Origin of the sequence: Mycobacterium sp. AZCC_0083, assembly GCF_014202335.1 — a bacterium.
Taxonomy (GTDB): Bacteria; Actinomycetota; Actinomycetes; order Mycobacteriales; family Mycobacteriaceae; genus Mycobacterium.
This window is the reverse complement of sequence record NZ_JACHGP010000009.1, coordinates 15,583-40,830: the sequence shown is the minus strand read 5'-3', so window position 1 is coordinate 40,830 and position 25,248 is coordinate 15,583. Positions and strand designations below refer to the sequence as shown.

Here is a 25,248-nt window from a genome sequence, read left to right as displayed (position 1 = left end):
CCCCAAAGTTTGCGTGCACCCGGGTGTGGGTTAATCGGCAGCCATGTCGTGGCGCATCCGGATCCTCGGTGGCTCATGCGCGCGCACCGGCGGAAGCGGACCGGTGAACGTTTCCACCTGCACCAGCACGTGCGCGCCCGTGCAGCCCTTCGCCAGCGCCGACGTACCGACGTCGGCGGTCAGCACGTTGGGATTGCCGTGTACGCACAGTGAATCGGGGTCGGCAGGGTCCTCCGGGTCGTACCAGGCGCCCGTCGACAGTTGCACGACCCCGGGTCGCAATCGGTCGTCGATCACGACGCCGGCCAGGCAGGCGCCGCGGTCGTTGAACACGCGCACCACGTCACCGTCGGCCAGATCCCGTCCGGCCGCATCGGTGGGATGGATCCGGATCGGCTCGCGCCCAGCGACTTTCGATTTCTGACTGGTGCCTCCGCCGTCGAGCTGACTGTGCAGGCGGGTGGCTGGCTGGTTGGCCAGTAGGTGCAGCGGATAGGCGGTCGCGCGCTCACCGCCCAGCCATTCGGTGGGCTCGTACCACTTCGGGTGACCCGCGCAGTCGTCGTAGCCGAACCCGTCGATGTCGGACGAGAAGATCTCGATGCGGCCGCTCGGGGTACCCAGCCGGTGGGTCACCGGGTCGGCCCGGAAGTCGGCGAGCAGGGTAAGTCCGGTTTCGGTTGGCAGTCGCAAACGGCCAGCACGCCAGAAGTCCTCGAAGAGCGGTACGTCGAAATCCAGATTGGTGGACCACTTCTCGTACATGTGCTCCAACCACTGACGGGCGGTGCGGCCCTCGGTGAACTGGTCGCCGAAGCCGAGTCGGTGCGCCAGCGCCGCGAAGGTGGTGTAGTCGTCGCGCGACTCCGCGTACGGCTCGGCCAACGCGGGCATGGCCATCAGCACCGGGTCGTTGCGCGAGCCCGAGTAGTCGTCGCGTTCGTACGCCGTGGTGGACGGCACGACGATGTCGGCGTGCTTGGCCATCGCCGTCCAGTACGGGTCGTGCACGACGATGGTGTCCGGACGCGTCAGCGCCCGGCGCAGGCGAGGGATGTTCTGGTGGTGATGAAACGGGTTGCCGCCGGCCCAGTACACGCATTTGACGTCGGGATAGGTCAACCGCCGCCCGTTGTAGTCGAAATCCTCGCCGGGGTGCAGAAGCATGTCGCTGACGGCCGCCACCGGAATGAAGGTCGTGACGGGATTCGCACCCTGTGGGAAGGTCGGCAGCGGACAGCGCAGTGGCGCCATGCCCAGCTCGTTCTGCGAGCCGTAGCCGTGGCCGAAACCTCCTCCGGGAACGCCGATCTGGCCAAGCATCGCGGCGAGCACCAGCCCCATCCACGGTGCCTGCTCGCCGTAGCGAACGCGCTGCAGTGACCAACTCACCATCACGATGGTGCGCTGCGCGGCCATCCGCCGGGCCAACGTCACGATGTCGTCGGCCGACAGTCCGCTGATGTCGGCCGCCCACTGCGGTGACTTCGGCACTCCGTCGTCGGTGCCGAGCAAGTAGCGCTCGAAGCGGTCATAGCCGGTGCAGTGGGTACCGAGGAACTTCCGGTCGGCGAGTCCCTCGACGGCCAGCACGTGAGCCAGCGCGAGCATGATCGCGATGTCGGTACCGGGAAGTGGCGCCAACCACTCGCAATCACCCGAGGTGTCGTCGCGCAGCGGGCTGATGGACACGATCCGCCCGCCACGGTCGCGGAGCCTCTGCAGCGCACTGCGGGTCGGGTGTTCGGTCGTTCCGCCGGGGTTCACTGCGGAGTTCTTCACGCCGACGCCGCCGAAACAGACCAGCAGATCGGTGTGCTCGGCGATGACGCTCCACTGGGTGGAGCGCCTGAACAGGTCGTCGTGGGTGCCGACCACCCGCGGCATGATCACCCCAGTGGCGCCGAGGCTGTAGGAGTGTCGCGAGAAGGTGTATCCGCCAAGCATTTTCAGGAAGCGGTGCACTTGACTTTGGGCGTGGTGGAACCGGCCCGCGCTGGCCCACCCGTAGGAACCGCCGTAGATGGCCTGGTTGCCGTGGGTGTCGACGATGCGGCGCAGCTCGTCGGCCAGCAGTTCGGTGAGTTCGTCCCACGACACTGCGACGAACTCGTCGGCGCCGCGCCGCGAACTGGGGCCTGGCCCGTCGTCCAGCCATCCGCGCCGTACCGCCGGGCCGGTGACCCGCGACGTGTGCCGGAGCGACCCTGGCAGGTTGCCCAGTAGCGGTGACGGGTCTTCGTCGCCGTCATCGGCCCGCACCGAGGCGATGTCGCCGTCCCGTACGTCGGCGACGAACGCGCCCCAGTGCGCCAATGACGTCGAAACCTCGCCCATGTGCCGAGTCTATGGCCGTGCGCCACCGATGTTCGGGCTCCCAACCACCGACGTTCGGGCAGTCAACCATCCGGTTGGGTGGTATAGGGTCGTAACTCAAATCCACTTCCCGTACGTCCGGAGGAGAACCATGGGCTCGCCCAGCAAGGTAGTGAAGTACGACCGCACCCTCTTCGAGGCCGAGCACGATCTGTTCCGCGAGTCCTACCGCGCGTTCCTCGACCGCCACGTCGCGCCGTTCCACGAGCAGTGGGAGAAGGACAAGATCGTCGACCGCGGCATCTGGCTGGAGGCCGGCAAGCAGGGCTTTCTCGGTATGGCCGTGCCCGAGGAGTACGGCGGCGGCGGCAACCCCGACTTCCGCTACAACGTCATCATCACCGAGGAGACCAGCGCCGGCCGCTACAGCGGCCTCGGATTCGCACTGCAGAACGACGTCATCGCGCCCTACCTGCTGCGTCTGGCCACCGAGGAACAGAAGCAGCGCTGGCTGCCCGGGTTCTGCACCGGTGAACTGATCACCGCGATCGCCATGACGGAGCCCGGCACGGGCAGCGATCTGCAGGGCATCAAGGCCCGTGCGGTCAAGCACGACGACCACTACGTGCTCAACGGAGCGAAGACGTTCATTACCAACGGCATTCACGCCGACCTGGTGATCGTCGTGGCGTGCACGGACCCCGACAAGGGCGCGCAGGGTTTCTCACTTCTCGTCGTCGAGCGGGGCATGGAGGGCTTCGAGCGTGGCCGCCATCTGGACAAGATCGGGCTGGACGCGCAGGACACCGCCGAGCTGTCGTTCACCGACGTCAAGGTGCCTGCCGAGAACCTGCTCGGAGAAGAGGGCATGGGCTTCGTCTACCTGATGCAGAACCTGCCCCAGGAGCGGATCAGCATTGCGGTCATGGCCGCGGCGGGCATGGAGGCCGTGCTGTCGGCCACCCTGCAGTACACGAAGGAGCGGAAGGCGTTCGGCAAGCCGATCGGCAGCTTTCAGAACACCCGCTTCACGTTGGCGGAGCTGGCGACCGAGGCAACCGCGGTTCGGATCATGGTCGACGAATTCATTCGTCTGCATCTCGACGAGAAGCTGACGGTCGAGCAAGCCGCGATGGCGAAGTGGTATTCCACCGAGGCTCAGGTGCGACTCAACGATCGTTGCTTGCAATTGCACGGCGGGTACGGCTACATGCGGGAATACCCCATTGCGAGGGCCTTCCTGGATTCGCGGATTCAAACGATCTACGGCGGAACCACCGAGATCATGAAGGAGATCATCGGCCGCGGCTTGGGCGTTTGACCCCGGCGGCGACCTACGGATGGACCACCAGTTCGCGGGCCCCCTACGCGACACATCCTCACGACCGCTTGGATATCCCTCAAGATGGACGTCAACTGACGCACAGTTGACGGGCGCGATACTTTAGGAATCTTTGTGTATTGGGGGAGGGGACGGATGACCGGGCTGCGAACCCTGTTGGGCGGTGTGACGAGGCGGGCGAGCGTCGGCCTCGCGCTGGCGGCCGCCGTCGTCCTGCTCGCCCCGGTTGCCGCGGCGACACCGGAGAGCGATGCCGATGCCGCCATCAGCCAGGCCTGGGACACCGGCGGGGGCGCCACGGGTCCACTCGGGCCCAAGGACGGCACCGTCTACGCCGTCGGCAGCGGCTTCGGACAGAACTTCGCAGGCGGGAAGATCTACTTCACCCCGGACACCGGCGCGCACATCATGCAGGGCGCGATCCTCGACAAGTACCTGTCGCTCGGCGGACCCGCCGACGGTGACCTGGGCTTTCCCACCATCGACGAAGGCGCGGGCAAGGCGCCGGACAGCCGGAACAGCACGTTCAGTGCGGCTGACAACCCGGTCATCTTCTTCACGCCGGACACCGGCGCGCGCGTGGTTCGGGGCGCCATCAACGCGGCGTGGGACAAGCTCGGCGGTTCGGCGGGTCAGTTGGGCGTCCCCACCGATGACGAGGTGTACGACGGCGACGTGTCGTCGCAGAACTTCTCCGGCGGCCAGCTGTCGTGGAACTCGAAGACCAAGGCGTTCACCACAGCACCGCCGGAGCTCGCCGATCAGCTCGTGGGCCTTGCGGTTCCGGGTGACGCGACCTCGGCCATCAACGCCGCGCGCCGCGCCGCTGGCGGCCCGCTCGGCCCGCTTGGCGCCGCGCAGGGACCGCCGAGCACCGTCGGCGCGGACGGTCTGGTGCAGACCTTCGCCGGCGGCAAGATCTTCTACAGCCCCAACACCGGTGCCGACGTGGTGACCGGCCAGGTGCTTGCCAAGTACGAGAGCGTCGGCGGTGCGGCGGGCGACCTGGGCTTCCCCACCAGCAGCGAGGCCGACGGCGGTCTGGCCCCGATGAGCCGGATCGCCACGTTCGGTGCGGCGGATCAGCCGGTGATCTTCTGGACGCCCGACTTCGGCGCCGTGATCGTGCGCGGCGCGATGAACGTGGCATGGGCCAAGCTCGGGGGAGCGAAGGGCGATCTCGGCGCACCGACCGCGGACCAGACCGTGAACGGTGATCTGGTCACTCAGAAGTTCAACGGCGGCGCGATCACCTGGGACAAGTCGACGAAGAAGTTCACCACTGAACCGGCCAATCTCGCGTCGGGACTGTCCGGCCTCGAGGTGCCGGGCCAGGACGTACCGAAGGCGCCACCCGCCGCGGAGCCGTCCAGTGCGGGCGGCGGCAAGTGGTACGCGAACCTGCGGCAGTGGTGGTGGCTCGCCGCCATCCCGGTCGTGCTCATCGTGGTCGCGATCATCGTCGCGGCGGTGCTGAACCGGCGTCGGGGCAACGATCGCGCGCCGCTGAACCAGTTCGACGACTACGACGACCCCGAGGACCACGCCTTCGACTCCGGGCCGATGCCGTTGACCGACGACAGCACGCCGGGTGACCCCGCGTACGTCCCCGTGAGCGCCTGGTCGATGCGTTCCGCCGACGACCACGACGAACACCACCAAGACGCCGTCGATCACCACGTCGACCCCGACCATCACACGGACGATCACACGGACCACGACGACGACCAGGACGGCGGGACGACCACCCGACTAGCCAGCTTTCCCGACGACCAGGACTCCATCGATACGGCACCGACGCGCATCGAGACGGAGGCGCACTCCGCCGACGTCCCGGAAGAGGAGCCCGAGCCCGCGAGTGGCCCGCCGAGCGGTCGGCACGCCGCGATCGTGCTCGAGGAGCCTGCGACGGGACAGACGGCGTTGCGGTTGGCGCACGACGACCCGTACCAGGCGCCGGAGGGATATCCGGTCAAGGCCGACACCACCACCGGCGTGTACTGGACGCCGGGAAGCGGCACCTACGACGGGGCGCGGGCCGAGATCTGGTTCGCCAGTGAGGAATTCGCGTTGACGAACGGTTTCGTCAAGGGCTGAGCTATCGGCTGCTGATCGTAGAACAGCCCACCGGTTGGCCCGTCGTGGTCGAGCGTTGCGGCCCAGACGATACCGCGGGCGCTCTCGGCGGCCGAGCGCGAGTCGTCGTCATCGCCGCGTTCGGGGTGGGTGGCGGTGTCGCCAGGGTCGACGGCGTTGACGAGGATCGGGGTGTCCTCGAGCGCGCGGGCCAAGGTGGTGGTCAGGACGTTCAGCATGTACTTCGCCATGGAGTAGGCGGGGGCTCGCAGGGGCGCGCCGAGGTCGAGTCCGGTGGCGATCTGCTGGGCGGACTTGCTGGACACGTTGACGATGCGGGCGGCCGGGGCAGCCTTGAGGAGCGGAAGCATTGCGAGGATCAAGCCCCACGTGCCGATCAGGTCGACGTCGAGTGCGGTGCGCACGGCGTCGAGGTCGGCGTCGAGCGCGGACAGAACGGCGAAGTCGGGTCCGTGTGTCGCGTTGTTGACCAGGACGTCGAGGTGGCCGAAGTTCTGAGATACATAGGCGGCGGCATCGTCGAAGGTGGCCGGCTCGGTGAGATCGAGGCGCAGTGCGCTGGCGGCGTTGCCGTCCTGGCGGAGTTGTTCGGCGAGCCGTTCTGCGCGCGTTGCGTCACGCGCGGTGAGGATCACCTGGTAGCCCTGCTCGGCGAGTTGTTCGGCGACGGCGAAGCCGATCCCGATTGGGCGGCTGGTGCCGGTGATGAGTGCGACTTTGGTTGTCATGGTTGATCTTTCGAGTTAGTTGGATCGTGGTTGTTTCGGGAGCAGTCCGACCAGCAGCAGAGTGATCAGGAACAGTGCTGCGGCGAGCGCGCTGACCAGCACGCCAGCGTTGTCGTAGGTGCCGTGATTGGCCTTGGCGAAGAACACGGTGCCAAGGGCGGCGAAACCGATCGCGGAGGCGAACTGCTGAACGGCGTTGAGCATGCCGGAGCCGGTGCCTACTTCCGCGGTGGTGGAATCGCCGAGGACGTATTCGAAGATGGGGACGCCGACGAGGCCGGTGCCGAACCCGATCGCGAGCAGCGCCGGTGTCAGCGTCATCGCGGTGAGGTCGTCGCGCCAGCTCACGATGGTCCAGCAGAGCGCGATCAAACCCACTGCGGCGCAGCCGAGGCCGAGTTGCAGTGTGGCGCGGCCGCGCTTCGCGACGAGGACCGCGCCTGCGAGGCCGACGCCGACGGCGCTGCCGAGTGCCCATGGGATCAGGGCCAGGCCGGAATCCATTGGACTCCAGTGCAATCCGAGTTGCAGCAGCAGGTTGAACGCCAACAGGAATCCGTTCTGTGCGGCGAAGAAGCCGGCGACGATGATCAGGCCGACGACGAAGCTGCGTTTGCGAAACAGCGACGGCGCGATGACCGGATGGGTGCTTCGGCGCTCGGAGATCACGAAGAGAGCCAACGCGACGACGGAGCCCGCCATCATCACGTAGGTCCAGGTCGGCCAGCCCAGTTCGCGTCCCTCGACGAGGGGAATGATCAGCATTGCCGAGGCGAGGGTGAGCAGCGTGACGCCGGTGATGTCGAGTCGGGCGTTGCGGTCTTCGCCGGTATGGCGGGGCAGGTAGCGCCAGCTGAGCAGCCACGCGGCGATGCCGATCGGGACGTTGATGAGGAAGATCGAGCGCCACTCGCTGCCGAACGGGTTCACGTGCAGTAGCCAGCCGGCCAGGATCGGTCCTCCGACGGAGGCGAGCCCCATGATCGGGCCGAACGGGACGAAGGCCTGGCGCAGCTTGTCTGGTGGGAACACGACGGTGAGCAGTGCGAACCCTTGCGGAATCATCACCGAACCGAAGAGCCCCTGCACGGCGCGGGCGGTGATGAGCCAGCCAACGCCGGGCGCCAACCCGCACGCGAGTGAGGCCAGGGTGAATCCGGCCATGCCGATCAGGAACAACCGCCGACGACCGACGAGGTCGCCGAGCCGGCCCGCGGTGACCAGGCCGAGCGCAAAGGTCACGGTGTAGGAGGCCAGCACCCATTGCAGCGTGGTCTCGTCGCCGCCGAGGTCGGCACGAATGGACGGTCCGGCGAGGTTGGCGACGGTGGAGTCGAGCATGTCCATCAGGTCGGCGACGAACACGACGACGAGCACCCGGTAGGCCCGGCGCAGCGACCGTGGTGGCGTCGTCCGAGGTTCTGACGAACTAAGTTCGCTAATCACGAATTAAGTTCTATATCTCGAACTAAGTTTGTGTCAAGGTAGAGTCAGTCACATGCCCCGTGTTGACCCGAAGACCCGCCGCGCGGCTCGTCACGCGCAGCTCGACGACTCTGCCGCCTCACCTGGCACGAAGAAGGCGCCGATCACCGTCGAACGGATCATCGAGGCCGCGCTACAGGTGGTGGCAACCCAGGGCTATGACGCGTTGACGATGCGCAGTGTGGCCAACGTGCTCGGTACCGGACCGGCCTCGCTGTACGCCCACGTCGTCAACAAGGCCGACATCGACGAGCTGCTCATCGGTCGGTTGTCCTCGGAAATCGTGCTGCCCGAGCCCAACCCGGCGATCTGGCGTGAACAGATCCGCGACGTATGTGCCCAGATGCGCGATCAGTACCTGAGGTACCCGGGCATCTCGCGCGCAGCGCTCGCCACCGCGTCAACCAACCTCGACACCTTGCGAGTGGCGGAGGGGATGCTGACGATCCTGGTCGCCGGCGGCGTACCGCCCCAGACGGCGGCCTGGGCGATGGACTCCCTGTCGCTCTACATCAACGCCTACACGCTGGAGATCTCATTGGTCGAGGCGCAGCGCGATGGCCAGGACGAAGCCTGGGTGGTCAGCCGTGACGAGCTAGTGGACCGCTTCGAGGCGCTGCCGGCCGACGCGTTTCCGTCGACCCGACGATATGCGGCCGAACTGACGTCGGGCACCGGTCACGAACGATTCGACTTCACCCTCGGGCTGATCGTCGACAACCTGGGCTAGACCTTGCGGATGACCGTGACGACCTTGCCAAGGATGGCGGCGTCGTTGCCGGGGATCGGATCGAACAACGGGTTGTGGGGCATCAGCCAGACCTGGCCGCGGGTGCGCTTGAACGTCTTCACCGTCGCCTCGCCGTCGATCATCGCCGCGACGATGTCGCCGTTGTCCGCGACGTTCTGCTGACGGATGACCACCCAGTCGCCGTCGCAGATCGCGGCGTCGATCATCGACTCGCCCACGACCTTGAGCAGGAATAGCGAGCCCTCGCCGACGAGTTCGCGCGGCAGTGGGAACACGTCCTCGACGGCTTCCTCGGCGAGGATCGGGCCGCCGGCCGCGATGCGTCCGAGCACGGGCACGTACGTCGGCTCGGGCAGCGCGTCGGAGCCGGCCACATCGGTGGCGACAACCGGGCCCGCGAGTTCCTCGGGGGTGCGGACGTCCACCGCCCGCGGGCGGTTGGGGTCGCGCCGCAGATAGCCCTTGCGTTCGAGCGTGCGCAGCTGATGGGCGACCGATGAGGTCGACGTGAGGCCGACGGCATCGCCGATCTCGCGGATGCTGGGTGGATAACCCCTGGTGGTGACTGAGGAGCGGATGACGTCGAGGATGGTGCGTTGACGCTGGGTCAGTGCGGGGTCCCGGGTGTCAGTGCTATCGCTCATGTGGGCGAATCTAGTCTTTCGTCCGCCGATAATCAAACATGTGTTCGAGGCGTGTCGCGGTGTGCGCGTCGACGCTGGGCGCCGATCAACTCACGGGGTCCCGCGGTGAGCTGCACTGATCTCGGCGGCGCCCGCCATTCGCTGGACTTTGGCGCTGAGCGCTGGGGCCAGTGACCCGAGCTTTGCGGCGATCCGCATCTCGAGCGGTGCGGCGACGATCTCGCCGACGTCGCGCCGGATCGCGCGGACCACTCTCGCGGCGACCCGTTCCGGGGTCGTGGTGCGCACCCCGGGCGGCAGCCGCATGCCGGATTCGACGAACATGCCTGCGTCGCTGACGAATCCCGGCATGACCATCGAGACGCCTACGCCGCTGCCGTGCAGGTCCTGGCGCAGGCCGTCGGAGAACCCGCGCAGGCCGAACTTCGTTGCGCTGTAGATCGAACCGCCTGGTGAGGCGGTGATACCCGAGACGGAACCGATGAAGACGAGGTGGCCGCTGCCGCGTTCGAGCATGGCGGGCACTACGGCGCGGGCCATGACGATCGGCGTGCGCAGGTTCACCGCGAGGTTGCGGTCGAGGTCGTCGATGCTGAAATCCGTCAGCCGGCCGACGCCGGGCAGTGCCGCGTTCGCGATGAGCACGTCGACCCTGCCCGCTCGTTCGAGCAGCTCGTTGGGTGCCTCGGGACGGGCGAGGTCGGCGGTGAGCGTCGTCGCGCCCAGTTCGGCGGATAGCGCGTCGAGCGTCTCCGCGCGGCGCCCGGTGAGCACGAGGACGGCACCTTCGGCGTGCAGGGCGCGGGCTATGGCGTGGCCGATGCCGCCGGTGGCACCGGTGAGTAGGACGCGGGCGCCGCGCAGGTCAGTGGTCATCGAATCTCCTGGATCGTGGCGACGGTAGGCCGGCCTCGACGGGTAACTGTTCCACTCGATCGACGAACTCGCCGAGGAGGCGCTGCGAACGTTCACGACGCTTCTCTGGTCCTTCATGGCGGCCGGGCTTGTCGGTGGGTCCGGTTATCGTTCGCAACAGTTCGATCACATGTTCTAGTCATCGAACACCTGAGCGATTAGTATTCGAACACAGGAGCGAACACCGCACCGTAGAACACAGCGAAAGGCCCGCAGATGACCACCATCACCCGCGAGAACCCCACCGATGTCGTCGTCCGGCCCGTCCGGCAGGCCGCGAGGCGACGGCCCGACTCGAGCCGACCTGCCGGCTCGCCCCTGCGCTACCAGCGCACGGGTGTGCTGATGTCGCGCGCATCCCATCGCCGCAGGCCCATCACGCCGTTGACCACCGTGTTGCTCTCCCTCGTCGCCGCGGCCATCACCGTGTGGCTGGGTCTGGTCGCCCAGCTGGGCGCATCCGCGGAACCGGCGGAGCAGATGCCGAGCCAGCTCGCCGTGGTCCAGGTGCAGGCGGGCGAGTCGCTACAGCAACTCGCGCAGCGGGTGGCTCCCGATGCACCGGTCGGTGCTGTCGTCGACCAGATCCGGGAACTCAACGAACTTCAGTCAGCCGCGGTAGACGCCGGACAGACCCTCATCGCGCCCGTCGGGTGATCTCGCGCGACATGCGCAGTCAAATTCGCTGCCGTGCAACGGTACGCTCGTATTCGTCCGAAGTGCTCGGGCGCCACGACGGCGGCGAAGGAGCGGTGATGCACTGTCCGTTCTGTCGTCACCCCGACTCGCGCGTGGTCGATTCCCGCGAGGCCGATGAGGGCCAGGCGATCCGGCGACGCCGGTCATGCCCCGAGTGCGGCCGCCGATTCACCACCGTGGAGACCGCCGTGCTGGCCGTCGTAAAGCGCAGCGGCGTCACCGAGCCGTTCAGCCGCGAGAAGGTGATCAAGGGCGTGCGACGCGCGTGCCAGGGCCGTCAGGTCGACGACGATGCGTTGAACCTGCTCGCGCAGCAGGTCGAGGACGCCGTACGCGCAGGCGGATCGCCCGAAGTGCCGAGCAACGAGGTGGGTCTTGCCATCCTCGGCCCCCTCCGCGACCTCGACGAAGTCGCCTATCTGCGGTTCGCATCGGTGTACCGTTCGTTCTCCTCGGCCGACGACTTCGAACGCGAAATCGAGGCGTTGCGGGCTCATCGCGGAGTGGCGTCGAGCTGACCCGTGCGGTCAGTCGATCTGTCTGACCCCGTCCTCGACCACCCGACCGGCCACCTTCACCCATCCCTCCGGGCTCCACGATGTGCGGATCTGCGAGCCCTTCCCCTGCGTGATCATCAGGTCACGGCTCAGGTGGTCGGTGATGCGGACCGCCGCGGCGCCGGTCGCCTCGTCCTCCGGGATGCCAAGACGGCTGGCGAACACACGCGAACGAATGCTGCCCTCGCCCTTGTCGATCCACGCCCACACGTAGTGCTCGCCATCGTCGGAGTAGTCGGCGGGGTCGGCGGCGAGGACCTCGTCTACCGAGTTCAGGTAGTAGATCGAGAAGTCCGGCGCCCACTCCGAGCGGGCCCTGATCTCGGTGAACTCGCCGTCCGGCTGCGACAGGTACTCCACCTGCACGACGCCGCCGGGCACCTGCAGTGTGTTGATCGGCGTGCCGCGCTGCTTGAGCCACCACGCCGCCCCGACCGTAGGATGCCCCGCGAAGGGCAGCTCGGCAGCGGGGGTGAAGATGTGCGCAACGGCGGTGCTGGTGCCGGGCGCCGGCAGTCCGACGAAAATGGTTTCGCTATAACCCAATTCGGTGGCGACCCGTTGTCTGTCGGCGGGGTTCACCTGGATGGTGTCGACGACGCCGAGGGCGTTGCCGTAATTGCCGTCCGAATCGGTGAACACTCGCAACACGGTCACGTCGATGGCCATGCGCCCCATGCTACTTCGTGCGTTCGGCCCTCGGTTTCGCAGGCGGTCAGGTAGCGCTACGCTCGTCGGCGCCCATGGCGTCGAGTACGGCCACCCTGGTGTCGATCGTTCCGGTGATGGCTCGCTCGCTGATACCGGTCCGAAGCAGGTCGCGCAGCGCGTCCTGGTCGTACACGGCCGGGGTGGTCGAGTCGATGAACTTCTCGACGCTCTCGACGAAGCGGTCCGGATCGTCGTGGAACGGGAAGTGGCCCGATCCGTCGAAGACCTCGAGGACCGAGCCGGGCATTGCGGAGTGCGCCATGAGGGCGTGATCGACCGGGATCACCGAATCTTGTGATCCCCAAATCAGCTGCACTGGAACGGATTCCGTCAAGTAACATCGATCCAGCATGGTCACGACCTGGCCACGCCAATCCACTACCGCACGCAGGGTGCGGGCGAATGCCGACGAGGCGTTGGGTTCTGGCAGGTCGGCCAGGATGCGCAGCACGTCGGGGAGGTCGCGGCCAAGGCCGGTCGAGCCGAACATCGCACCGCCGACCCGTCCGACCACCTGCAGTGCGGGCAGCACCAACGGCAGGCGCAGCAGGGCCAGTGCCTCGGTGCCCATCGGCAGGGACGCGATGCGCAGCGCGATGTTGACGTCCTTGGTCACCCCGCCCGCGCCGACGAGGATCAGGCGGTCCACCAATTGTGGGAACTGGTAGGCGAACTGCATGGCCACCCCACCGCCGAGCGAGTGGCCGACCACGGTGACCCGTTCGACGTCGAGCACGCTCAACAGGTCGCGCATTCCGTTGGCATAGGCCGCAACCGAATAGTCCGCGCGTGGCTTGTCCGACTGGCCGTGGCCCAGTAGGTCGGGTGCGATGACGGTGAATCGCTGCGCCAGCTTCGACTGGACCGTGCTCCACGTCGTGGAGTTGTCGCCGATACCGTGGATCAGCAGGATCACCGGGCCCGAGCCGGCCACCCGGTACGCGCGCCGGTACCCATGAATGGTGCGGTAGTGCAGCGTCGGGGTCAGTTCGCGCACACTGCGCAGATTGGGCTTTCGCTTCGCCATGATCGCCAACTCCTCGCCAACTTCACTGTCGGGCCCGGGGTAGGGCGTACTAGTCGAACCCTACGATGCCGTCGTCGCCGCCTTTGGACTCATCGCGCTGGGCAAGGAATCGCTCGAACTCGGCGCCGAGTTCGTCACCACTTGGAAGATCTTCGTCTCGCGCCAGCAAAGACCGGTTCTCTTGAGCGCTAACGAACGCATCGTACTGTCGCTCGAGCGCGGTCACCACTTGAGCGACCTCGGTACTCGACTCCACCTGCTCGTTGATCTTTGCGAGCACTTCGGCACCCGCCTCTCCCAGTGCGGCCAGCGGGATCTGCAAGGAGCCGGTGCGTGCGACTTCTGCGAGCAGCGCCTCGGCGGCCGCCGGGTAGTCCGTCTGGGCCAGGTAGTGCGGCACGTGGACGGTGTAGCCGACCGCCTCGTGGCCGTGCTGGGCCATCCGGTACTCGAGCAGGTTCGACACGCTTGCGGGCACCTGAACCTCGCCGACCCACGGCTGGTGCTCGGCGATGAGCTCCTTGTCGTTGGCGTGGGCCGTCATCGTGACCGGGCGGGTGTGCGGCACTGCCATCGGTATCGTGCCGAGCCCGATCACCTGGCGTACCCCGAGCCGTTCGGCCAGCAGCCGAACGGCAGTGATGAACCGTTCCCACCTCAGGTCTGGTTCCAGCCCGGCGAGCAACAGAAACGGCGTGCCGACGGTGTCGTGCAACGCGTAGAGGCTCAGCTCGGGGTCGTCGTAGTGGGTGAAGTGGTCGGTCTTGAACGTCATCAGCGGCCGCCGCGACCGGTAGTCCAGCAGCTCGTCGATCGCGAACGACGCCACCAACTCGGTGTCCAGCGTGTTCCTCAGGTGCGCCGCGGCCAGCTTGATGGCGTGGCCGGCGTCCGAGAACCCCTCGAGGGCGTGGATCAGCACCGGGCCACGACCGTCTGCCGACGACAGCTGGGGCGCGGGGAACTCCAGCTCGTACATCCCGGTCTGTTCCGGTTGATAGTGCTGCCCAGGGCCTTCTGGGTGATCGGCCATACTGCTTTGCCTCCTTGGTGACACCTAGTGTCCCGCACTTTGCAGTGGTTGCCATCTCGGCCCCACTCAAACAGTTCGAACGCGGTGCCCCGGCCCGCTCATTCCGTCGCATCACCCAGCCGCCAGCATCGTCGGGCAAGATCGATCATCATGCGTGGCGCTCGGATCGTTCTGTTGACGGGGCTGTTGGCCCTGCCCGTGTCCTGCGCGGGGCCTTCGCCCACCGCGCAGACCACGGGTACGACGACGTCGACCTCGCCCCAAGCGGATTCGTCCCCGTCCGCCAAGCCGGTACCCGCAGAGCCCAGAGTGGGGGCGGTGTTCCTCGGCAACCAGTCAATGCACACGTGCTCGGGGGCGGTGCTGGACTCGTCCTCGGGTGACCTGATCCTCACCGCCGCGCACTGCTTGGCGGCGGGCGTCGATGCGTACTTCGTGCCGCAGTTCGCCAGTGAGGCAGCCGATTCGGATTTCTTCCACGTCGACGCCGTCTACCTCGACCCGCGCTGGGTCACCGATCAAGACCCGTTGGCCGACTTCGCCGTCGCCAGGGTGAGCCGCGACGGCGGCGGTTCGGTCGAGACGCGGGCAGGGGGAGGGTTCGCCGTTGGGCCTGCGCCGAAGGCGGGCACAGACGTCACCGTCACCGGCTACCCGATGGGGACGGGTGGCGACCCGGTCGGCTGCACCACCCGCACGTCGTCCGAGGACCGCGGCTTCCCTGCGCTGCCATGTGCGGGCCTGGTCGACGGCACCAGCGGCGCCCCGTGGGTGACCGGATCGGTGATCGCGGGCCTGATCGGCGGCCTGGAAGGCGGTGGTTGCGAGGAGAACGTCTCCTACTCACCGCCGTTCGACGGCGCGGTCGGACGGCTGCTGGTCCGCGCCGAAGCCGGGGGACCGGCCGACGACGCGCCTACGGTGTTCGACGACGACTGCTGAGCGCTAGGCCTTGAACTGGCTCAGCGCACGGAGCTTGTTCATCACGTCCAGCGCAGCCACCTTGTAGGCCTCCGAGAACGTCGGGTAGTTGAACACCGCGTCGACCAGATACTCGACGGTGCCGCCGCAACCCATGACCGCTTGCCCGATGTGCACCATCTCGGTGGCGTTGGTGCCGAAGATGTGCACGCCGAGAAGGCGCAGATCCTCGGTCGAGACAAGCAGTTTGAGCATGCCGTAGGAGTCGCCGGCGATCTGGCCGCGGGCCAGCTCCCGGTAGCGCGACACCCCGACCTCGTACGGGATCGAGTCCTTGGTTAGGTCGACCTCGGTATGCCCGACGTAGGACACCTCGGGGATCGAGTAGATGCCGATGGGCTGCAGGTCGGTCATGCCCTTGGAGGGCTCGCCGAACGCGTGATAGGCGGCGAGGCGACCTTGATCCATCGACGTGGCGGCAAGCGCGGGGAAGCCGATGACGTCGCCGACCGCGTAGATGTGGTCGACCTTGGTCTGGTAGTTGTCGTCGACGAAGATGCGGCCGCGGTCGTCGGCCTCCAACCCGGCCGCGGGCAGGTCGAGGCCGTCGGTCTGGCCCTGCCTGCCTGCGGAGTACATCACGGTGTCGGCGGGGATCTGCTTGCCGCTGGCCAGCGTCGTCACGGTGCCGGAGGCGCCGACGTGGACGGCCGTGACCTCCTCACCGAAGCGGAACGTCACCGCGAGATCGCGCAGATGGAAGCGCAGGGCCTCGACGATCTCGGGGTCGCAGAAGTCGAGCATCGTCGGACGCTTCTCCACGACGGTGACCTTGGTGCCGAGCGCGGCGAACATCGACGCGTACTCGATGCCGATCACTCCGGCCCCGACCACCACCATCGAGCTGGGAATGCTCTTGAGGTCCAGGATTCCGTCGGAGTCGAGCACTCGCGACTCGTCGAATTCGACGCCCGCGGGCCGAAGCGGCTTGGTGCCGGTGGCGATGACGATGTGCCCGCCCTTGAGGGTGATCTTCTCGGCGCGGTTGGGGTCTTCGACTTGTAACGAGTGTTCGTCGAGGAAGCGGGCGTGTCCGACGAACAGGTCGACCCGGTTGCGCATCAGCTGGGATCGGACGACGTCGATCTCCTTGCCGATGACGTGCTGTGTGCGGGCCAGCAGGTCGGCGGGCGTGATCTTGTCCTTGACGCGGTAGCTGGCGCCGTACAGCTCGCGTTGGCTCATGCCCGTGAGGTAGACGACTGCCTCGCGCAGGGTCTTCGACGGGATGGTCCCGGTGTTGACGCAGACGCCGCCGAGCATGAGGCCGCGTTCGATGACCGCGACCGTTTTCCCGAGCTTGGCGGCGGCGATGGCTGCCTTTTGCCCGCCAGGTCCGGAACCGATGACGACGAGGTCGTACTCCTGCGTGGTACCCATGCAGTAGTCCTACGCCGATTGCGGCGATCTTGCATGCCGACGGGGTCAATCATGGGCGAATGCGGGCTTAACAAATCGCACTCATCCACAGAGGCGAATTCGTCCACATCCGACGTTGCCCGAGGCGGCACGGGAGCGGATTTCGGCGGGGCTTACTGACACGTTCTGCCCATGACGACCTTTCGAAACGCCGACTTCCACATCAACAAACCCGGCGCGTTGATCGCCGCGCTGCCCGCCGTCCTCGGTTTCGTGCCCGAGAAATCCCTGGTCCTCGTGACGTTCGACGATGGCGAGATGGGTTGCGTTATGCGCATTGATCTTTCGAACGACGTATTCGACGCGGTCGGGCACATGGCGGAGGTGGCCGCGACGGCTGGCCCCGACGCTGCGATCGCCGTGATCGTCGACGAGGATGCGACTACGTGCCGGATGTGCAAGGACGAGCACCGTCTGCTCGCCGACGCGCTCGGCGATGCGCTCTCCGAATGGGGCATCGACCTGCTCGGCGTCCACGTCGTCGACCGGGTGGCGGCGGGTGGTCGGTGGCACTGCGCGGACGGCGGGGTGTATGCAGGCAGCGTCGAGGATCCGACGGCCTCCCCGATGGCCGCGGCGGCCGTGCTGGACGGGCGTCGGCTCTATTCGCGGCGTGCCGACCTGCAGGCGGTGATCGCCGTGGCAGATCCCGTCCGCACCGCCGGGTTGCGCGGTGCCTTCAAGGCCGCCACGGACGCCGCAACGGGCGACGCCGATCAGCGTCCCGACGCGGATGCCCGCGCCGACGTCGAGCACGCCATGGCGGCCGCCGCGGGGGCAGTCGAGGGGCGGTGCCCGTCCGACGCGGATCTGGCACGGCTGGCGTACGGGCTGACCGATCCACGGGTGCGTGACACGTTGTACGCGCTGGCCGTGGGAAGGGACGCCGCATCCGCGGAGTCGCTGTGGGTGCTGCTGGCGCGGACCCTGCCGGAACCGTGGCGCGCCGAACCGCTTGTGTTGCTGGCATTCTCGACCTACGCCCGTGGCGACGGGCCGCTGGCCGGGGTGTCACTGGAAGCCGCGCTGCGGTGCAACCCTGGGCACCGCATGGCCCGCATGCTTGATCAGGCGCTGCAGTCGGGGATGCGCCCCGAGCAGATCCGGGAGTTGGGGCTCACCGGATACCGGTTGGCCAAGCAACTCGGGGTGAAGCTTCCGCCGCGCCAATCGTTCGGCAGGCGCGCCGGTTAGACCTTCTCGACCTTCACGGCGTGCGCCATGTGATGCGGCAACTCGACCTGCTCGTGGCCGGGGATCACGATCATGACGCTGCCTTGCTCGTCCACCTGAACGGTCACGCGCGCACTCGGGACCACACCGGCATCCTTGAGCCGCGCGATCAACTCGATGTCGCCCTGGACGTGCTCGGTGAGTTGGCGCACGCGCACCGCTACCGGGAAGCCGGTGGGCAGCTCGGTGAGCCGGACCAGGGCGACGTCGTCAGCGCTCGAGGGCACGATGCCGAGCTCGGACAGACCAGGGATCGGGTTTCCGAACGGCGAGGTGGTCGGGTTGTCGAGGACCTGGACGAGACGGCGCTCGACGTCCTCGCTCATCACGTGCTCCCAACGGCAGGCCTCGGCGTGCACCTCCTCCCAGGGCAGGCCGATGACGTCGACCAGGAGGCGCTCGGCGAGCCGGTGCTTGCGCATCACGGAGACGGCCAGTGCGCGGCCCTTGTCGGTCAGCTCGAGGTGGCGATCACCGGCGACGTGCAACAGTCCGTCGCGTTCCATCCGCGACACGGTCTGGCTCACGGTCGGGCCACTCTGCTCGAGGCGCTCGGCGATCCGGGCACGCAGCGGCACTACGCCCTCTTCCTCGAGGTCGTAGATGGTCCGCAGGTACATCTCGGTCGTATCGATCAGATCGTTCATAGGAGCCTTCCCCAGCCCAGCATCTCAGCCGAGTCTACCGGTGCAAACGCCTGAGCAGGGGCCTCGTGTCGGCGCGCCAAAAAGTGATACCCGCCGCGTTTGCCGCGGCGGGTATCACTTGGGAAGGTCTAGCTCGCGTAGGACCGCAACCGCTCGGCCCGATCGCCGTGCCGCAGCTTCGCCATCACTTCGCGCTCGATCTGGCGAACGCGCTCACGGGACAGCCCGAACAGCTTGCCGATCTGGTCCAGAGTGCGGGGCTGGCCGTCGTCAAGACCGAACCGCAACCGGATCACCTGCTGCTCGCGCTCGTCGAGCGTGGCAAGGACGTGCCGGATGTCGGTGTGCAGCAGCTCGGAGATGACGGCGTTCTCCGCCGACATCGCCTCGGCGTCCTCGATGAAGTCGCCAAGCGGCGCTTCCTCGTCGCTGCCGACCGGCATGTCCAGGCTCACCGGGTCGCGGCTGTGCTCGAGCAGATCGGCGATCTTCTCGGCGGGAATGCCCGACTCCTCGGCGAGTTCCTCATCGGTGGCCTCGCGGCCGAGGTTCTGGTGCATCTCACGCTTGATCCTGGCGAGCTTGTTGACCTGCTCGACCAGGTGGACCGGCAGCCGGATGGTGCGGCTCTGGTCGGCCATGCCGCGCGTGATGGCCTGGCGGATCCACCACGTGGCGTAGGTGGAGAACTTGAATCCCTTGGCGTAGTCGAACTTCTCCATCGCGCGGATCAGGCCGAGGTTGCCCTCCTGGATCAGGTCCAGCAGGGGCATGCCGCGACCGGTGTAGCGCTTGGCCAGCGAAACGACGAGGCGCAGGTTCGCCTCGAGCAGGTGCCTGCGGGCGGCTTCACCGTCGCGGACGACGGCCATGAGCTCGCGCTTGCGGAGGTCGCCAAGCCGCTTCTTGGTGTCGAGCTGATACTGCGCATAGAGCCCAGCCTCGATGCGCTTCGCCAGTTCGACCTCGTCGGCTGCATTCAGCAGCGCGGTCTTGCCAATGCCATTGAGGTACACGCGCACCAGGTCGGCGGCAGGACTCTGGGCGTCCAGATCACTGTCGAATCGGCTTGCGGTGGCAGTAGCCATATCGGCCTCCTAGTCGGCTGGGGCAGTCATGAGCTATAACGTCGAATCAGCTCTAAGAGTTCCCGCCTGCCGCCGTTCTCACACCTTCTGACCTGCATCGATTCGGCGACGACCTGAGAATGTCCTGAGAAGTGATGAAGATTTTCCTCATCAGGGAACGTCGTGCTGCGACTCCGTCGAATCGTGTTGCGGTGGAACGTCCCTGCGAGCCTCCAGCGCGGGTCGCTCAGCGGTCGGAAACAGCGGGATCCGCGTCCTCGCCGCATACCGTCGCGGTTCTTCAGCCCGTCGGGGTGGCCGGTCGTTGGCGATCAACACCGCGATCCACGGCAGCGGTATCGACGCCATCAGGATGCCCAGTGAGATCAAGCCGTTGTGCCATACGCCGTACGCGATTGCGGCGCCCAGGAGCGCGGGAATGCGCCACGACATGATGGTGAGGTACTTGCGTACCCGCTCGCGATGCTGTTCCTCGTAGGGCTGCGCCGCACGGGTGATGAGGACCGGTCGACCATCGTCGTCGAAACTCAGCTCTTGGCCGTGTTTCATACCTCTACTGTTCCACAGATCACGCCGCCCAAACGGTCCGGTTCCCTCCCGATGCCATGGCAGGCACAATGAACGTCATGCAGACCGAGACCATCGAACGCACCGACAGCGACGAACGCGTCGACGACGGGACAGACGACGACGCTCCCAAGGTCTTCCACTACGTGAAGAAGAACAAGATTGCCGAGAGCGCGGTGATGGGTACCCACGTCGTCGCCCTCTGCGGCGAGGTGTTCCCAGTCACCAAGGCGGCCAAGCCCGGTTCGCCGGTGTGCCCCGACTGCAAGCGGGTCTACGAGTCGCTCAAGAAGTAGTCGGCGGCGCGTCGGGGGGAGGGTCCGCCTTCCCGTTGGTACGCGAATCGGCCTGCTCCTCGATCCAGCCACGCAGCCGATGCGCGTGGGTCACGGGGGCAGGCCACTCCTCTTGAACGGCGGCGTTCAACTCGGCGCCCAGCATGATCGCGAAGCCGAGGAAGAAAGCGAACAGCAGGAACGCGATCGGCGTGGCCAATGCACCGTACGTGTAGCCGGTTGCGGTGATCGACGTCAGGTAGACCCGTAGGCCCACCGTGGTCACCAGGAACACCGCCGCGGCCAGCACGGAGCCGAGCAGCAGCCGGTGCGATGGCAGTGGCCGTGGCAGCGACACCCGGTAGAGGAACGTCACCGCCATGACGAAGCTGAGGAAGAGCGCCGGGTAATAGCCGAAGCGCAGCACGTTGGCCCAGCTTTCGGGAATGTGCTCACCGATCTTGATCGGCCCGAGCGCGATGAACGGCGCCGTGACGATGACGAACACCAGCATGCCCACGTACAGGCCAAGGGCGTAGAACCGCTGCCGCACGGGGTGGCGCAGGGGTGTCTGATCGTGCGCCTCGACGATCGAGTCCACGAACGCCGACACCGCCGACGAGCCCGCCCACAGCGAGATGACGAACCCGATCGACACCACCTCGCCGCGGGCGCCGAGCAGGATGTCGCGGACCGTCGGCTCGATGATCTCGTTGACGACGTTGGGGGAGAAGAAGCTGTTGGCCGTGCGGATCAGCCGATCCTCGATGGTCGGCAGCGTCTGCGGGCCGAAGATCGGCGCCACGTACGCCAGGCTCCCCAGCATGCCGAGAAGCAGCGGCGGAAGGGACAGGGCACACCAGAACGCGGCTTGGGCCGACTCGGAGAAGATCGAGTCGTCCCAACTCTTCGACAACGTGCGTTTGGTGATGCGCCAAATGTGGTGGCGCGACGGCTTCACTGGCGGGGGATGGTCACTCATGACCACACCAGCATTCCCGACGATGGACCGGCACGCCCCGTGCGGGGTCGTGCTGGGTTCGTCAGGAGTCGGTCGGCTTGACCACGATCACGGCGGCCAGCTCGACCAGCTTTGCCTCGTGCTCATTGGCGTGATGCTGGCAAAAAAGCAGCTCGGCTCCCGACGGCAACGTCGCGCGGACGCGAGCGGCTGCGCCGCAACGGTCACAACGATCAGCCCGAGTTAGTTCGGGGCTGGTCAGAGTTGCGTTCATGGCTCCTCCTGAGTCTCGCGTAGTTCTACTGTGTCAGACGTTTTGGCTTCCGGCCTTGTTCCCCGGCCGTTCATCGGTGTGTCGTGTCTCACTTGTCGGTGAAGTTGCGGGCAGGGCAGGCTGACCCCATGATCCCGACGCCGAGTGTGTTGGTGCACCTGTGCACCGCTGAGGACTGGCAACGCGCGCAGGGTTCCGGTGAGCACCGGCCGCCGTCGTTCGACGACATCGGCTTCGTGCACCTGTCCGCCGCCGAGCAGGTCCATCTGCCCGCCAACCGGCTTTACGCCGGACGGACGGATCTGGTGTTGCTGCGCTGCGATCCCGCGTTGGTGGGGGCGCCGGTGCGTTGGGAGCCCGGTGTGCCGATCGATCCCGCGGCCATGCTGTTCCCGCACCTGTACGGCCCGCTTCCGGTGGCCGCTGTGACGAGTGTCACGCCGTATCTGCCAGGGGCCGACGGCACGTTCGCAGAACTGCCCGCCGATCAGTCCGAGGCCACGTAGGCGTCGGCCTCGATCTCGACCAGCAGGTCGGGTGCGATGAGCGCGGTCACCTCGAGCATCGACGTGGCGGGCCGGATGTCGCCGAAGAACTCGGCGTGCACTGCTCCGACTTCCTGCCACCGGCTGATGTCGGTGACGAACATCCGGGTGCGCACTACGTCGGCCATGGTGGCGCCGGCCTCGGCGAGGGCGATCTCGATGCGGCGCAACGCTTCCCGCGCCTGCTCGGCGATACCGTCTCCTGGTGCAGTCGTGCCCGCAACGACGACGAGTGGGCCGACGCGTACTGCCCGCGCGTAGCCGACTTGATCCTCGAAGGGCGATCCCGACGAAACGGTGATCCGCTGCGGCGCCATCAGGCCGTTCTCGCTTCCACGATCGATAGCGGGCCTGCCGTCTCGACGACACGTTCGAGCCGGAAACCGGCGCGCGCCAACAGGTTTGAGTACTCGGAGCTGGTCCGTTCCTTGCCGCCGGCAATGGCCAACATCTCGAGGTCCAGCATGGTCCCGAAGTGTGACGAAGCATGTTGCGGCAGAACCATTTCCAACAGCAGCAGCTTCGCCCGCGGGCCCATCGCCGCACGGACGTTGCGCAGAATGAGCAGCGCGGTTTCCTCGTCCCAGTCGTGGATGATCGTCTTGAGTAGGTAGGCGTCACCGCCCTCGGGAACCGCGTCCATGAACGAACCGGCCGACACGGTGCAGCGGTCACCAACCCCGGCGGCGTCAAACACCGGAGGGGCCCCTTCGACCACTGACGGCAGGTCGAAGAGCACGCCGTGGGCGTCGGGTGCGCTCTGCAGGACGGCAGCCAGCAGGCTGCCATGCCCGCCGCCGACGTCGACGATCCGGCGGAACCCGGAGAAGTCGAACACGGCCAGCACCGGATCGGTGGCCATCGCACTCATCGAGGTCATCGCGTCGTTGAACACCGCGGCCAGTTCGGGGTTGGTGTCCAGGTACTCGAAGAAGGTCGTGCCACGCAACTTGACCGGGGCGGGTTCACCGGTCTTGACGGAGTGCAGCAGGCTGCCCCAGTGCTCCCACTGCGCCGGATCGCCTATCAGCAGAACCAAGGCGCGCATCGAGCCCGGTGCGTCCGCCCGCAACGCGTCGCCGATCGGCGTAAGCGCGAATGTGTCGTCGCGGCGCTGCTCGAACACTCCCTTGCCTGCCAGTGCTCGCATCAGCCGAAAGACCGCATCGGGATCGGCACCGACCCGGCGGGCGACCTCGGCAGCGCTCAACGGCCGACCGGCCAACTCGTCGGGGATGCCGAGCTTGCCCGCAACGTACAAGGCCTGCGTCGTCCAGCTGCCGTTCGCGATCTCCAACAACGCGATGTTGCCGGGCACCATTTTGCGCGTCAGCTTGTGCAGACCGGTACGGACCCCGTCGACGACACGGACCAGACGGACGGGTGGGGTTCTTCGATTGTCGGGCACGGGCCGCAACGATACCGGCCGCCGACAAGTCGTTTGTGTCCCAACGGGTTACCGCCCCATCGTCGGGACGGTCGTGTCCGACGTTCTAGTCCAGGTAGTCGCGCAGGACCTGAGAACGGCTGGGGTGCCGCAACTTCGACATCGTCTTGGACTCGATCTGGCGGATCCGCTCGCGGGTAACGCCGTAGACCTGGCCGATCTCGTCGAGGGTACGGGGCTGGCCGTCGGTGAGGCCGAACCGCAGCCGCACCACGCCCGCCTCGCGCTCGGAGAGCGTCTCGAGCACCGACTGCAGCTGATCCTGAAGCAGCGTGAACGACACCGCGTCCACGGCCACCACGGCCTCGGAGTCTTCGATGAAGTCACCGAGCTGGCTGTCGCCTTCGTCGCCGATGGTCTGGTCCAGCGAAATCGGCTCACGCGCGTACTGCTGGATCTCCAGCACCTTCTCCGGCGTGATGTCCATTTCCTTGGCGAGCTCTTCTGGCGTGGGCTCGCGACCCAGATCCTGGAGCAGCTCACGCTGGATGCGCCCGAGCTTGTTGATGACCTCGACCATGTGCACCGGGATGCGGATGGTGCGCGCCTGGTCGGCCATGGCGCGCGTGATCGCCTGGCGGATCCACCACGTGGCGTACGTGGAGAACTTGTAGCCCTTGGTGTAGTCGAACTTCTCGACCGCACGGATCAGGCCAAGGTTGCCTTCCTGAATGAGGTCGAGGAAGGCCATGCCGCGGCCGGTGTAGCGCTTGGCCAGCGAGACGACGAGGCGCAGGTTCGCCTCGAGCAGGTGGTTCTTCGCGCGGTCGCCGTCACGGCAGATCCAGGTGTAGTCGCGTCGTTGAGCAGTGGTCAGTTTCTCGCCCTTTTCGGCGAACTCCGACATCAGCTGCGTGGAGTACAGCCCGGCCTCGATCCGCTTGGCGAGCTCGACTTCCTCCTCGGCGTTGAGCAGCGCCACCTTGCCGATCTGCTTGAGGTAGGCGCGCACCGAGTCCGCCGAAGCGGTGAGCTCGGCGTCCTTGCGGGCCTGCCGAAGAGCCTCGGATTCCTCTTCGTCCCAGACGAAGTCGCCGGAGGCCTTGTCCTTCTCGGACGGTTCGGTGATGTCTTCCTCAGCTTCGGCGGGTGCAGCGGGCACGGCGGCCGACTCGATGGGCTTCTTCGCGCCGTCGGCGGGAGTTTCGTCGGCGTCGTCGGCGGCCGGTTCGTCGGCGTCGAGATCCTCGAGATCGATGTCGGGCTCGTCGACCAGTACGTCGGGCTCGCCGTCGAGATCGTCGCCGGATTCCAGTTCCGTGGTGACTTCGAGGCCGTCGGCGGTCTCGGCGTCGGCAGCCTTCTTGGCGCGCGGTGCACGCTTGGCTGCGGTCTTGGTGGCGGTCGCCGACTCGGCCTTCGGCGCGGCGGCCTTGGTGGCCCGCTTGGCGGGCGCCGTTGCACTGGCGGTCTTGGCCGCCGGCCCCCGCTTCGCGGGGGATTTGGGGGCGCTGTGCGTCACAGGCTCGTCGGTGGCCGTACTAGCCTTCGTCGCTGTCACGTGCA

General features: G+C 66.9%; 26 protein-coding genes. 9 read left to right on the top strand and 17 right to left on the bottom strand.

Features of this window, described 5'->3' with window-relative positions; all coding sequences use genetic code 11:
* Nucleotides 1–30: 30 nt before the first annotated feature.
* Complete coding sequence (locus tag HNP02_RS22315; RefSeq protein WP_184442674.1) at nucleotides 31–2,337, bottom strand: molybdopterin guanine dinucleotide-containing S/N-oxide reductase; 2,307 nt, start codon at nucleotides 2,335–2,337, stop codon at nucleotides 31–33.
* 130 nt (nucleotides 2,338–2,467) lie between these two features.
* Between HNP02_RS22315 and HNP02_RS22310 the strand changes: the two genes are divergently transcribed.
* A complete protein-coding gene (locus HNP02_RS22310; RefSeq protein ID WP_184442673.1) occupies nucleotides 2,468–3,637 on the top strand; it encodes an acyl-CoA dehydrogenase family protein in 1,170 nt (389 codons plus the stop codon).
* Nucleotides 3,638–3,793: 156 nt separating this feature from the next.
* On the top strand, nucleotides 3,794–5,755 hold the full coding sequence (locus tag HNP02_RS22305) for an LGFP repeat-containing protein (protein WP_184442672.1): 1,962 nt from the start codon (nucleotides 3,794–3,796) through the stop codon (nucleotides 5,753–5,755).
* Here HNP02_RS22305 and HNP02_RS22300 read toward each other — a convergent pair.
* Nucleotides 5,680–6,483, bottom strand: a complete 804-nt coding sequence (locus tag HNP02_RS22300) for an SDR family NAD(P)-dependent oxidoreductase (RefSeq protein ID WP_184442671.1) — start codon at nucleotides 6,481–6,483, stop codon at nucleotides 5,680–5,682. The two genes, HNP02_RS22305 and HNP02_RS22300, sit on opposite strands and share 76 nt — an antisense overlap.
* A 15-nt stretch (nucleotides 6,484–6,498) precedes the next feature.
* Nucleotides 6,499–7,929, bottom strand: coding sequence for a DHA2 family efflux MFS transporter permease subunit (locus HNP02_RS22295; protein ID WP_221317875.1), 1,431 nt, complete (start codon nucleotides 7,927–7,929; stop codon nucleotides 6,499–6,501).
* Nucleotides 7,930–7,981: 52 nt separating this feature from the next.
* Here HNP02_RS22295 and HNP02_RS22290 point away from each other — a divergent pair, with 52 nt between their 5' ends.
* Nucleotides 7,982–8,698, top strand: a complete 717-nt coding sequence (locus tag HNP02_RS22290) for a TetR/AcrR family transcriptional regulator (protein ID WP_184442670.1) — start codon at nucleotides 7,982–7,984, stop codon at nucleotides 8,696–8,698.
* On the opposite strand, the gene lexA is transcribed toward HNP02_RS22290, so the two are convergent.
* Together lexA and HNP02_RS22280 are read right to left on the bottom strand one after the other, a co-directional pair.
* Nucleotides 8,695–9,363 (bottom strand): transcriptional repressor LexA, encoded by a 669-nt coding sequence (gene lexA, locus HNP02_RS22285; RefSeq protein ID WP_184442669.1) that lies wholly within the window; start codon nucleotides 9,361–9,363, stop codon nucleotides 8,695–8,697. The genes HNP02_RS22290 and lexA overlap by 4 nt on opposite strands.
* 90 nt (nucleotides 9,364–9,453) lie before the next feature.
* The gene (locus HNP02_RS22280) at nucleotides 9,454–10,239 is read right to left on the bottom strand and encodes an SDR family oxidoreductase (RefSeq protein WP_184442668.1); all 786 of its coding nucleotides are present in this window, start codon (nucleotides 10,237–10,239) and stop codon (nucleotides 9,454–9,456) included.
* Nucleotides 10,240–10,494: 255 nt separating this feature from the next.
* Here HNP02_RS22280 and HNP02_RS22275 point away from each other — a divergent pair, with 255 nt between their 5' ends.
* Nucleotides 10,495–10,935 carry a LysM peptidoglycan-binding domain-containing protein gene (locus tag HNP02_RS22275; protein ID WP_184442667.1) on the top strand — a complete coding sequence of 147 codons (441 nt, stop codon included), beginning with the start codon at nucleotides 10,495–10,497 and terminating at the stop codon, nucleotides 10,933–10,935.
* Between the two features lie 98 nt (nucleotides 10,936–11,033).
* Nucleotides 11,034–11,495, top strand: coding sequence for a transcriptional regulator NrdR (gene nrdR, locus HNP02_RS22270; protein ID WP_184442666.1), 462 nt, complete (start codon nucleotides 11,034–11,036; stop codon nucleotides 11,493–11,495).
* Between the two features lie 9 nt (nucleotides 11,496–11,504).
* Here the strand turns inward: nrdR and HNP02_RS22265 are convergent, their stop codons facing one another.
* The 3 genes from HNP02_RS22265 to HNP02_RS22255 are packed head-to-tail and all read right to left on the bottom strand — an operon-like array spanning nucleotide 11,505 to nucleotide 14,305.
* A complete protein-coding gene (locus HNP02_RS22265) occupies nucleotides 11,505–12,203 on the bottom strand; it encodes a PhzF family phenazine biosynthesis protein (protein ID WP_184442665.1) in 699 nt (232 codons plus the stop codon).
* 46 nt (nucleotides 12,204–12,249) lie between these two features.
* Nucleotides 12,250–13,272 carry an alpha/beta fold hydrolase gene (locus HNP02_RS22260; RefSeq protein WP_184442664.1) on the bottom strand — a complete coding sequence of 341 codons (1,023 nt, stop codon included), beginning with the start codon at nucleotides 13,270–13,272 and terminating at the stop codon, nucleotides 12,250–12,252.
* 49 nt (nucleotides 13,273–13,321) lie between these two features.
* A complete protein-coding gene (locus HNP02_RS22255) occupies nucleotides 13,322–14,305 on the bottom strand; it encodes a proteasome assembly chaperone family protein (RefSeq protein WP_184442663.1) in 984 nt (327 codons plus the stop codon).
* Between the two features lie 150 nt (nucleotides 14,306–14,455).
* Between HNP02_RS22255 and HNP02_RS22250 the strand changes: the two genes are divergently transcribed.
* On the top strand, nucleotides 14,456–15,247 hold the full coding sequence (locus tag HNP02_RS22250; protein WP_184442662.1) for a serine protease: 792 nt from the start codon (nucleotides 14,456–14,458) through the stop codon (nucleotides 15,245–15,247).
* Between the two features lie 3 nt (nucleotides 15,248–15,250).
* On the opposite strand, the gene sthA is transcribed toward HNP02_RS22250, so the two are convergent.
* Nucleotides 15,251–16,666 (bottom strand): Si-specific NAD(P)(+) transhydrogenase, encoded by a 1,416-nt coding sequence (gene sthA, locus HNP02_RS22245; RefSeq protein WP_184442661.1) that lies wholly within the window; start codon nucleotides 16,664–16,666, stop codon nucleotides 15,251–15,253.
* 171 nt (nucleotides 16,667–16,837) lie between these two features.
* On the opposite strand from sthA, the gene HNP02_RS22240 reads away from it, so the two are divergent.
* Nucleotides 16,838–17,899: a DUF4192 domain-containing protein gene (locus HNP02_RS22240; protein WP_184442659.1), complete on the top strand. Its 1,062-nt coding sequence runs from the start codon at nucleotides 16,838–16,840 to the stop codon at nucleotides 17,897–17,899.
* Here the strand turns inward: HNP02_RS22240 and HNP02_RS22235 are convergent.
* The 3 genes from HNP02_RS22235 to HNP02_RS22225 all read right to left on the bottom strand — a co-directional run bounded on the left by HNP02_RS22235 (nucleotide 17,896) and on the right by HNP02_RS22225 (nucleotide 20,222).
* On the bottom strand, nucleotides 17,896–18,585 hold the full coding sequence (locus tag HNP02_RS22235; RefSeq protein WP_184442657.1) for a metal-dependent transcriptional regulator: 690 nt from the start codon (nucleotides 18,583–18,585) through the stop codon (nucleotides 17,896–17,898). The two genes, HNP02_RS22240 and HNP02_RS22235, sit on opposite strands and share 4 nt — an antisense overlap.
* Nucleotides 18,586–18,713: 128 nt before the next feature.
* Nucleotides 18,714–19,673 carry a sigma-70 family RNA polymerase sigma factor gene (locus HNP02_RS22230; protein WP_184442656.1) on the bottom strand — a complete coding sequence of 320 codons (960 nt, stop codon included), beginning with the start codon at nucleotides 19,671–19,673 and terminating at the stop codon, nucleotides 18,714–18,716.
* 150 nt (nucleotides 19,674–19,823) lie between these two features.
* Nucleotides 19,824–20,222 (bottom strand): DUF3099 domain-containing protein, encoded by a 399-nt coding sequence (locus HNP02_RS22225; RefSeq protein ID WP_184442654.1) that lies wholly within the window; start codon nucleotides 20,220–20,222, stop codon nucleotides 19,824–19,826.
* 77 nt (nucleotides 20,223–20,299) lie between these two features.
* Between HNP02_RS22225 and HNP02_RS22220 the strand changes: the two genes are divergently transcribed.
* Nucleotides 20,300–20,536 carry a DUF3039 domain-containing protein gene (locus HNP02_RS22220; protein WP_184442652.1) on the top strand — a complete coding sequence of 79 codons (237 nt, stop codon included), beginning with the start codon at nucleotides 20,300–20,302 and terminating at the stop codon, nucleotides 20,534–20,536.
* Here HNP02_RS22220 and HNP02_RS22215 read toward each other — a convergent pair.
* Both HNP02_RS22215 and HNP02_RS22210 read right to left on the bottom strand, forming a co-directional pair.
* The gene (locus HNP02_RS22215; RefSeq protein ID WP_184442650.1) at nucleotides 20,526–21,497 is read right to left on the bottom strand and encodes a YihY/virulence factor BrkB family protein; all 972 of its coding nucleotides are present in this window, start codon (nucleotides 21,495–21,497) and stop codon (nucleotides 20,526–20,528) included. The genes HNP02_RS22220 and HNP02_RS22215 overlap by 11 nt on opposite strands.
* A gap of 61 nt (nucleotides 21,498–21,558) precedes the next feature.
* Complete coding sequence (locus HNP02_RS22210; protein WP_184442648.1) at nucleotides 21,559–21,750, bottom strand: hypothetical protein; 192 nt, start codon at nucleotides 21,748–21,750, stop codon at nucleotides 21,559–21,561.
* Between the two features lie 128 nt (nucleotides 21,751–21,878).
* Here HNP02_RS22210 and HNP02_RS22205 point away from each other — a divergent pair, with 128 nt between their 5' ends.
* Nucleotides 21,879–22,256: a DUF952 domain-containing protein gene (locus HNP02_RS22205; protein ID WP_184442646.1), complete on the top strand. Its 378-nt coding sequence runs from the start codon at nucleotides 21,879–21,881 to the stop codon at nucleotides 22,254–22,256.
* Here HNP02_RS22205 and HNP02_RS22200 read toward each other — a convergent pair.
* The 3 genes from HNP02_RS22200 to HNP02_RS22190 form a co-directional block, all read right to left on the bottom strand.
* Entirely contained in the window at nucleotides 22,238–22,612 is a 375-nt protein-coding gene (locus HNP02_RS22200; RefSeq protein WP_184442644.1) for a RidA family protein, read from the bottom strand. The genes HNP02_RS22205 and HNP02_RS22200 overlap by 19 nt on opposite strands.
* A complete protein-coding gene (locus tag HNP02_RS22195) occupies nucleotides 22,612–23,703 on the bottom strand; it encodes a methyltransferase (RefSeq protein ID WP_309241660.1) in 1,092 nt (363 codons plus the stop codon). The genes HNP02_RS22200 and HNP02_RS22195 overlap by 1 nt, the downstream gene beginning before the upstream one ends.
* Before the next feature lie 85 nt (nucleotides 23,704–23,788).
* On the bottom strand, nucleotides 23,789–25,243 hold the full coding sequence (locus HNP02_RS22190) for an RNA polymerase sigma factor (RefSeq protein ID WP_309241659.1): 1,455 nt from the start codon (nucleotides 25,241–25,243) through the stop codon (nucleotides 23,789–23,791).
* Nucleotides 25,244–25,248 lie beyond the last annotated feature (5 nt).

Excerpts from the sequence above, each read along its gene's own strand:
- HNP02_RS22315 (WP_184442674.1), bottom strand. The coding sequence starts at position 2,337 with ATGGGCGAGGTTTCGACGTCATTGGCGCACTGGGGCGCGTTCGTCGCC.
- HNP02_RS22310 (WP_184442673.1), top strand. The coding sequence starts at position 2,468 with ATGGGCTCGCCCAGCAAGGTAGTGAAGTACGACCGCACCCTCTTCGAG.
- HNP02_RS22305 (WP_184442672.1), top strand. The coding sequence starts at position 3,794 with ATGACCGGGCTGCGAACCCTGTTGGGCGGTGTGACGAGGCGGGCGAGC.
- HNP02_RS22300 (WP_184442671.1), bottom strand. The coding sequence starts at position 6,483 with ATGACAACCAAAGTCGCACTCATCACCGGCACCAGCCGCCCAATCGGG.
- HNP02_RS22290 (WP_184442670.1), top strand. The coding sequence starts at position 7,982 with ATGCCCCGTGTTGACCCGAAGACCCGCCGCGCGGCTCGTCACGCGCAG.
- lexA (WP_184442669.1), bottom strand. The coding sequence starts at position 9,363 with ATGAGCGATAGCACTGACACCCGGGACCCCGCACTGACCCAGCGTCAA.
- HNP02_RS22280 (WP_184442668.1), bottom strand. The coding sequence starts at position 10,239 with ATGACCACTGACCTGCGCGGCGCCCGCGTCCTACTCACCGGTGCCACC.
- HNP02_RS22275 (WP_184442667.1), top strand. The coding sequence starts at position 10,495 with ATGACCACCATCACCCGCGAGAACCCCACCGATGTCGTCGTCCGGCCC.
- nrdR (WP_184442666.1), top strand. The coding sequence starts at position 11,034 with ATGCACTGTCCGTTCTGTCGTCACCCCGACTCGCGCGTGGTCGATTCC.
- HNP02_RS22265 (WP_184442665.1), bottom strand. The coding sequence starts at position 12,203 with ATGGCCATCGACGTGACCGTGTTGCGAGTGTTCACCGATTCGGACGGC.
- HNP02_RS22260 (WP_184442664.1), bottom strand. The coding sequence starts at position 13,272 with ATGGCGAAGCGAAAGCCCAATCTGCGCAGTGTGCGCGAACTGACCCCG.
- HNP02_RS22255 (WP_184442663.1), bottom strand. The coding sequence starts at position 14,305 with ATGGCCGATCACCCAGAAGGCCCTGGGCAGCACTATCAACCGGAACAG.
- HNP02_RS22250 (WP_184442662.1), top strand. The coding sequence starts at position 14,456 with ATGCGTGGCGCTCGGATCGTTCTGTTGACGGGGCTGTTGGCCCTGCCC.
- sthA (WP_184442661.1), bottom strand. The coding sequence starts at position 16,666 with ATGGGTACCACGCAGGAGTACGACCTCGTCGTCATCGGTTCCGGACCT.
- HNP02_RS22240 (WP_184442659.1), top strand. The coding sequence starts at position 16,838 with ATGACGACCTTTCGAAACGCCGACTTCCACATCAACAAACCCGGCGCG.
- HNP02_RS22235 (WP_184442657.1), bottom strand. The coding sequence starts at position 18,585 with ATGAACGATCTGATCGATACGACCGAGATGTACCTGCGGACCATCTAC.
- HNP02_RS22230 (WP_184442656.1), bottom strand. The coding sequence starts at position 19,673 with ATGGCTACTGCCACCGCAAGCCGATTCGACAGTGATCTGGACGCCCAG.
- HNP02_RS22225 (WP_184442654.1), bottom strand. The coding sequence starts at position 20,222 with ATGAAACACGGCCAAGAGCTGAGTTTCGACGACGATGGTCGACCGGTC.
- HNP02_RS22220 (WP_184442652.1), top strand. The coding sequence starts at position 20,300 with ATGCAGACCGAGACCATCGAACGCACCGACAGCGACGAACGCGTCGAC.
- HNP02_RS22215 (WP_184442650.1), bottom strand. The coding sequence starts at position 21,497 with ATGAGTGACCATCCCCCGCCAGTGAAGCCGTCGCGCCACCACATTTGG.
- HNP02_RS22210 (WP_184442648.1), bottom strand. The coding sequence starts at position 21,750 with ATGAACGCAACTCTGACCAGCCCCGAACTAACTCGGGCTGATCGTTGT.
- HNP02_RS22205 (WP_184442646.1), top strand. The coding sequence starts at position 21,879 with ATGATCCCGACGCCGAGTGTGTTGGTGCACCTGTGCACCGCTGAGGAC.
- HNP02_RS22200 (WP_184442644.1), bottom strand. The coding sequence starts at position 22,612 with ATGGCGCCGCAGCGGATCACCGTTTCGTCGGGATCGCCCTTCGAGGAT.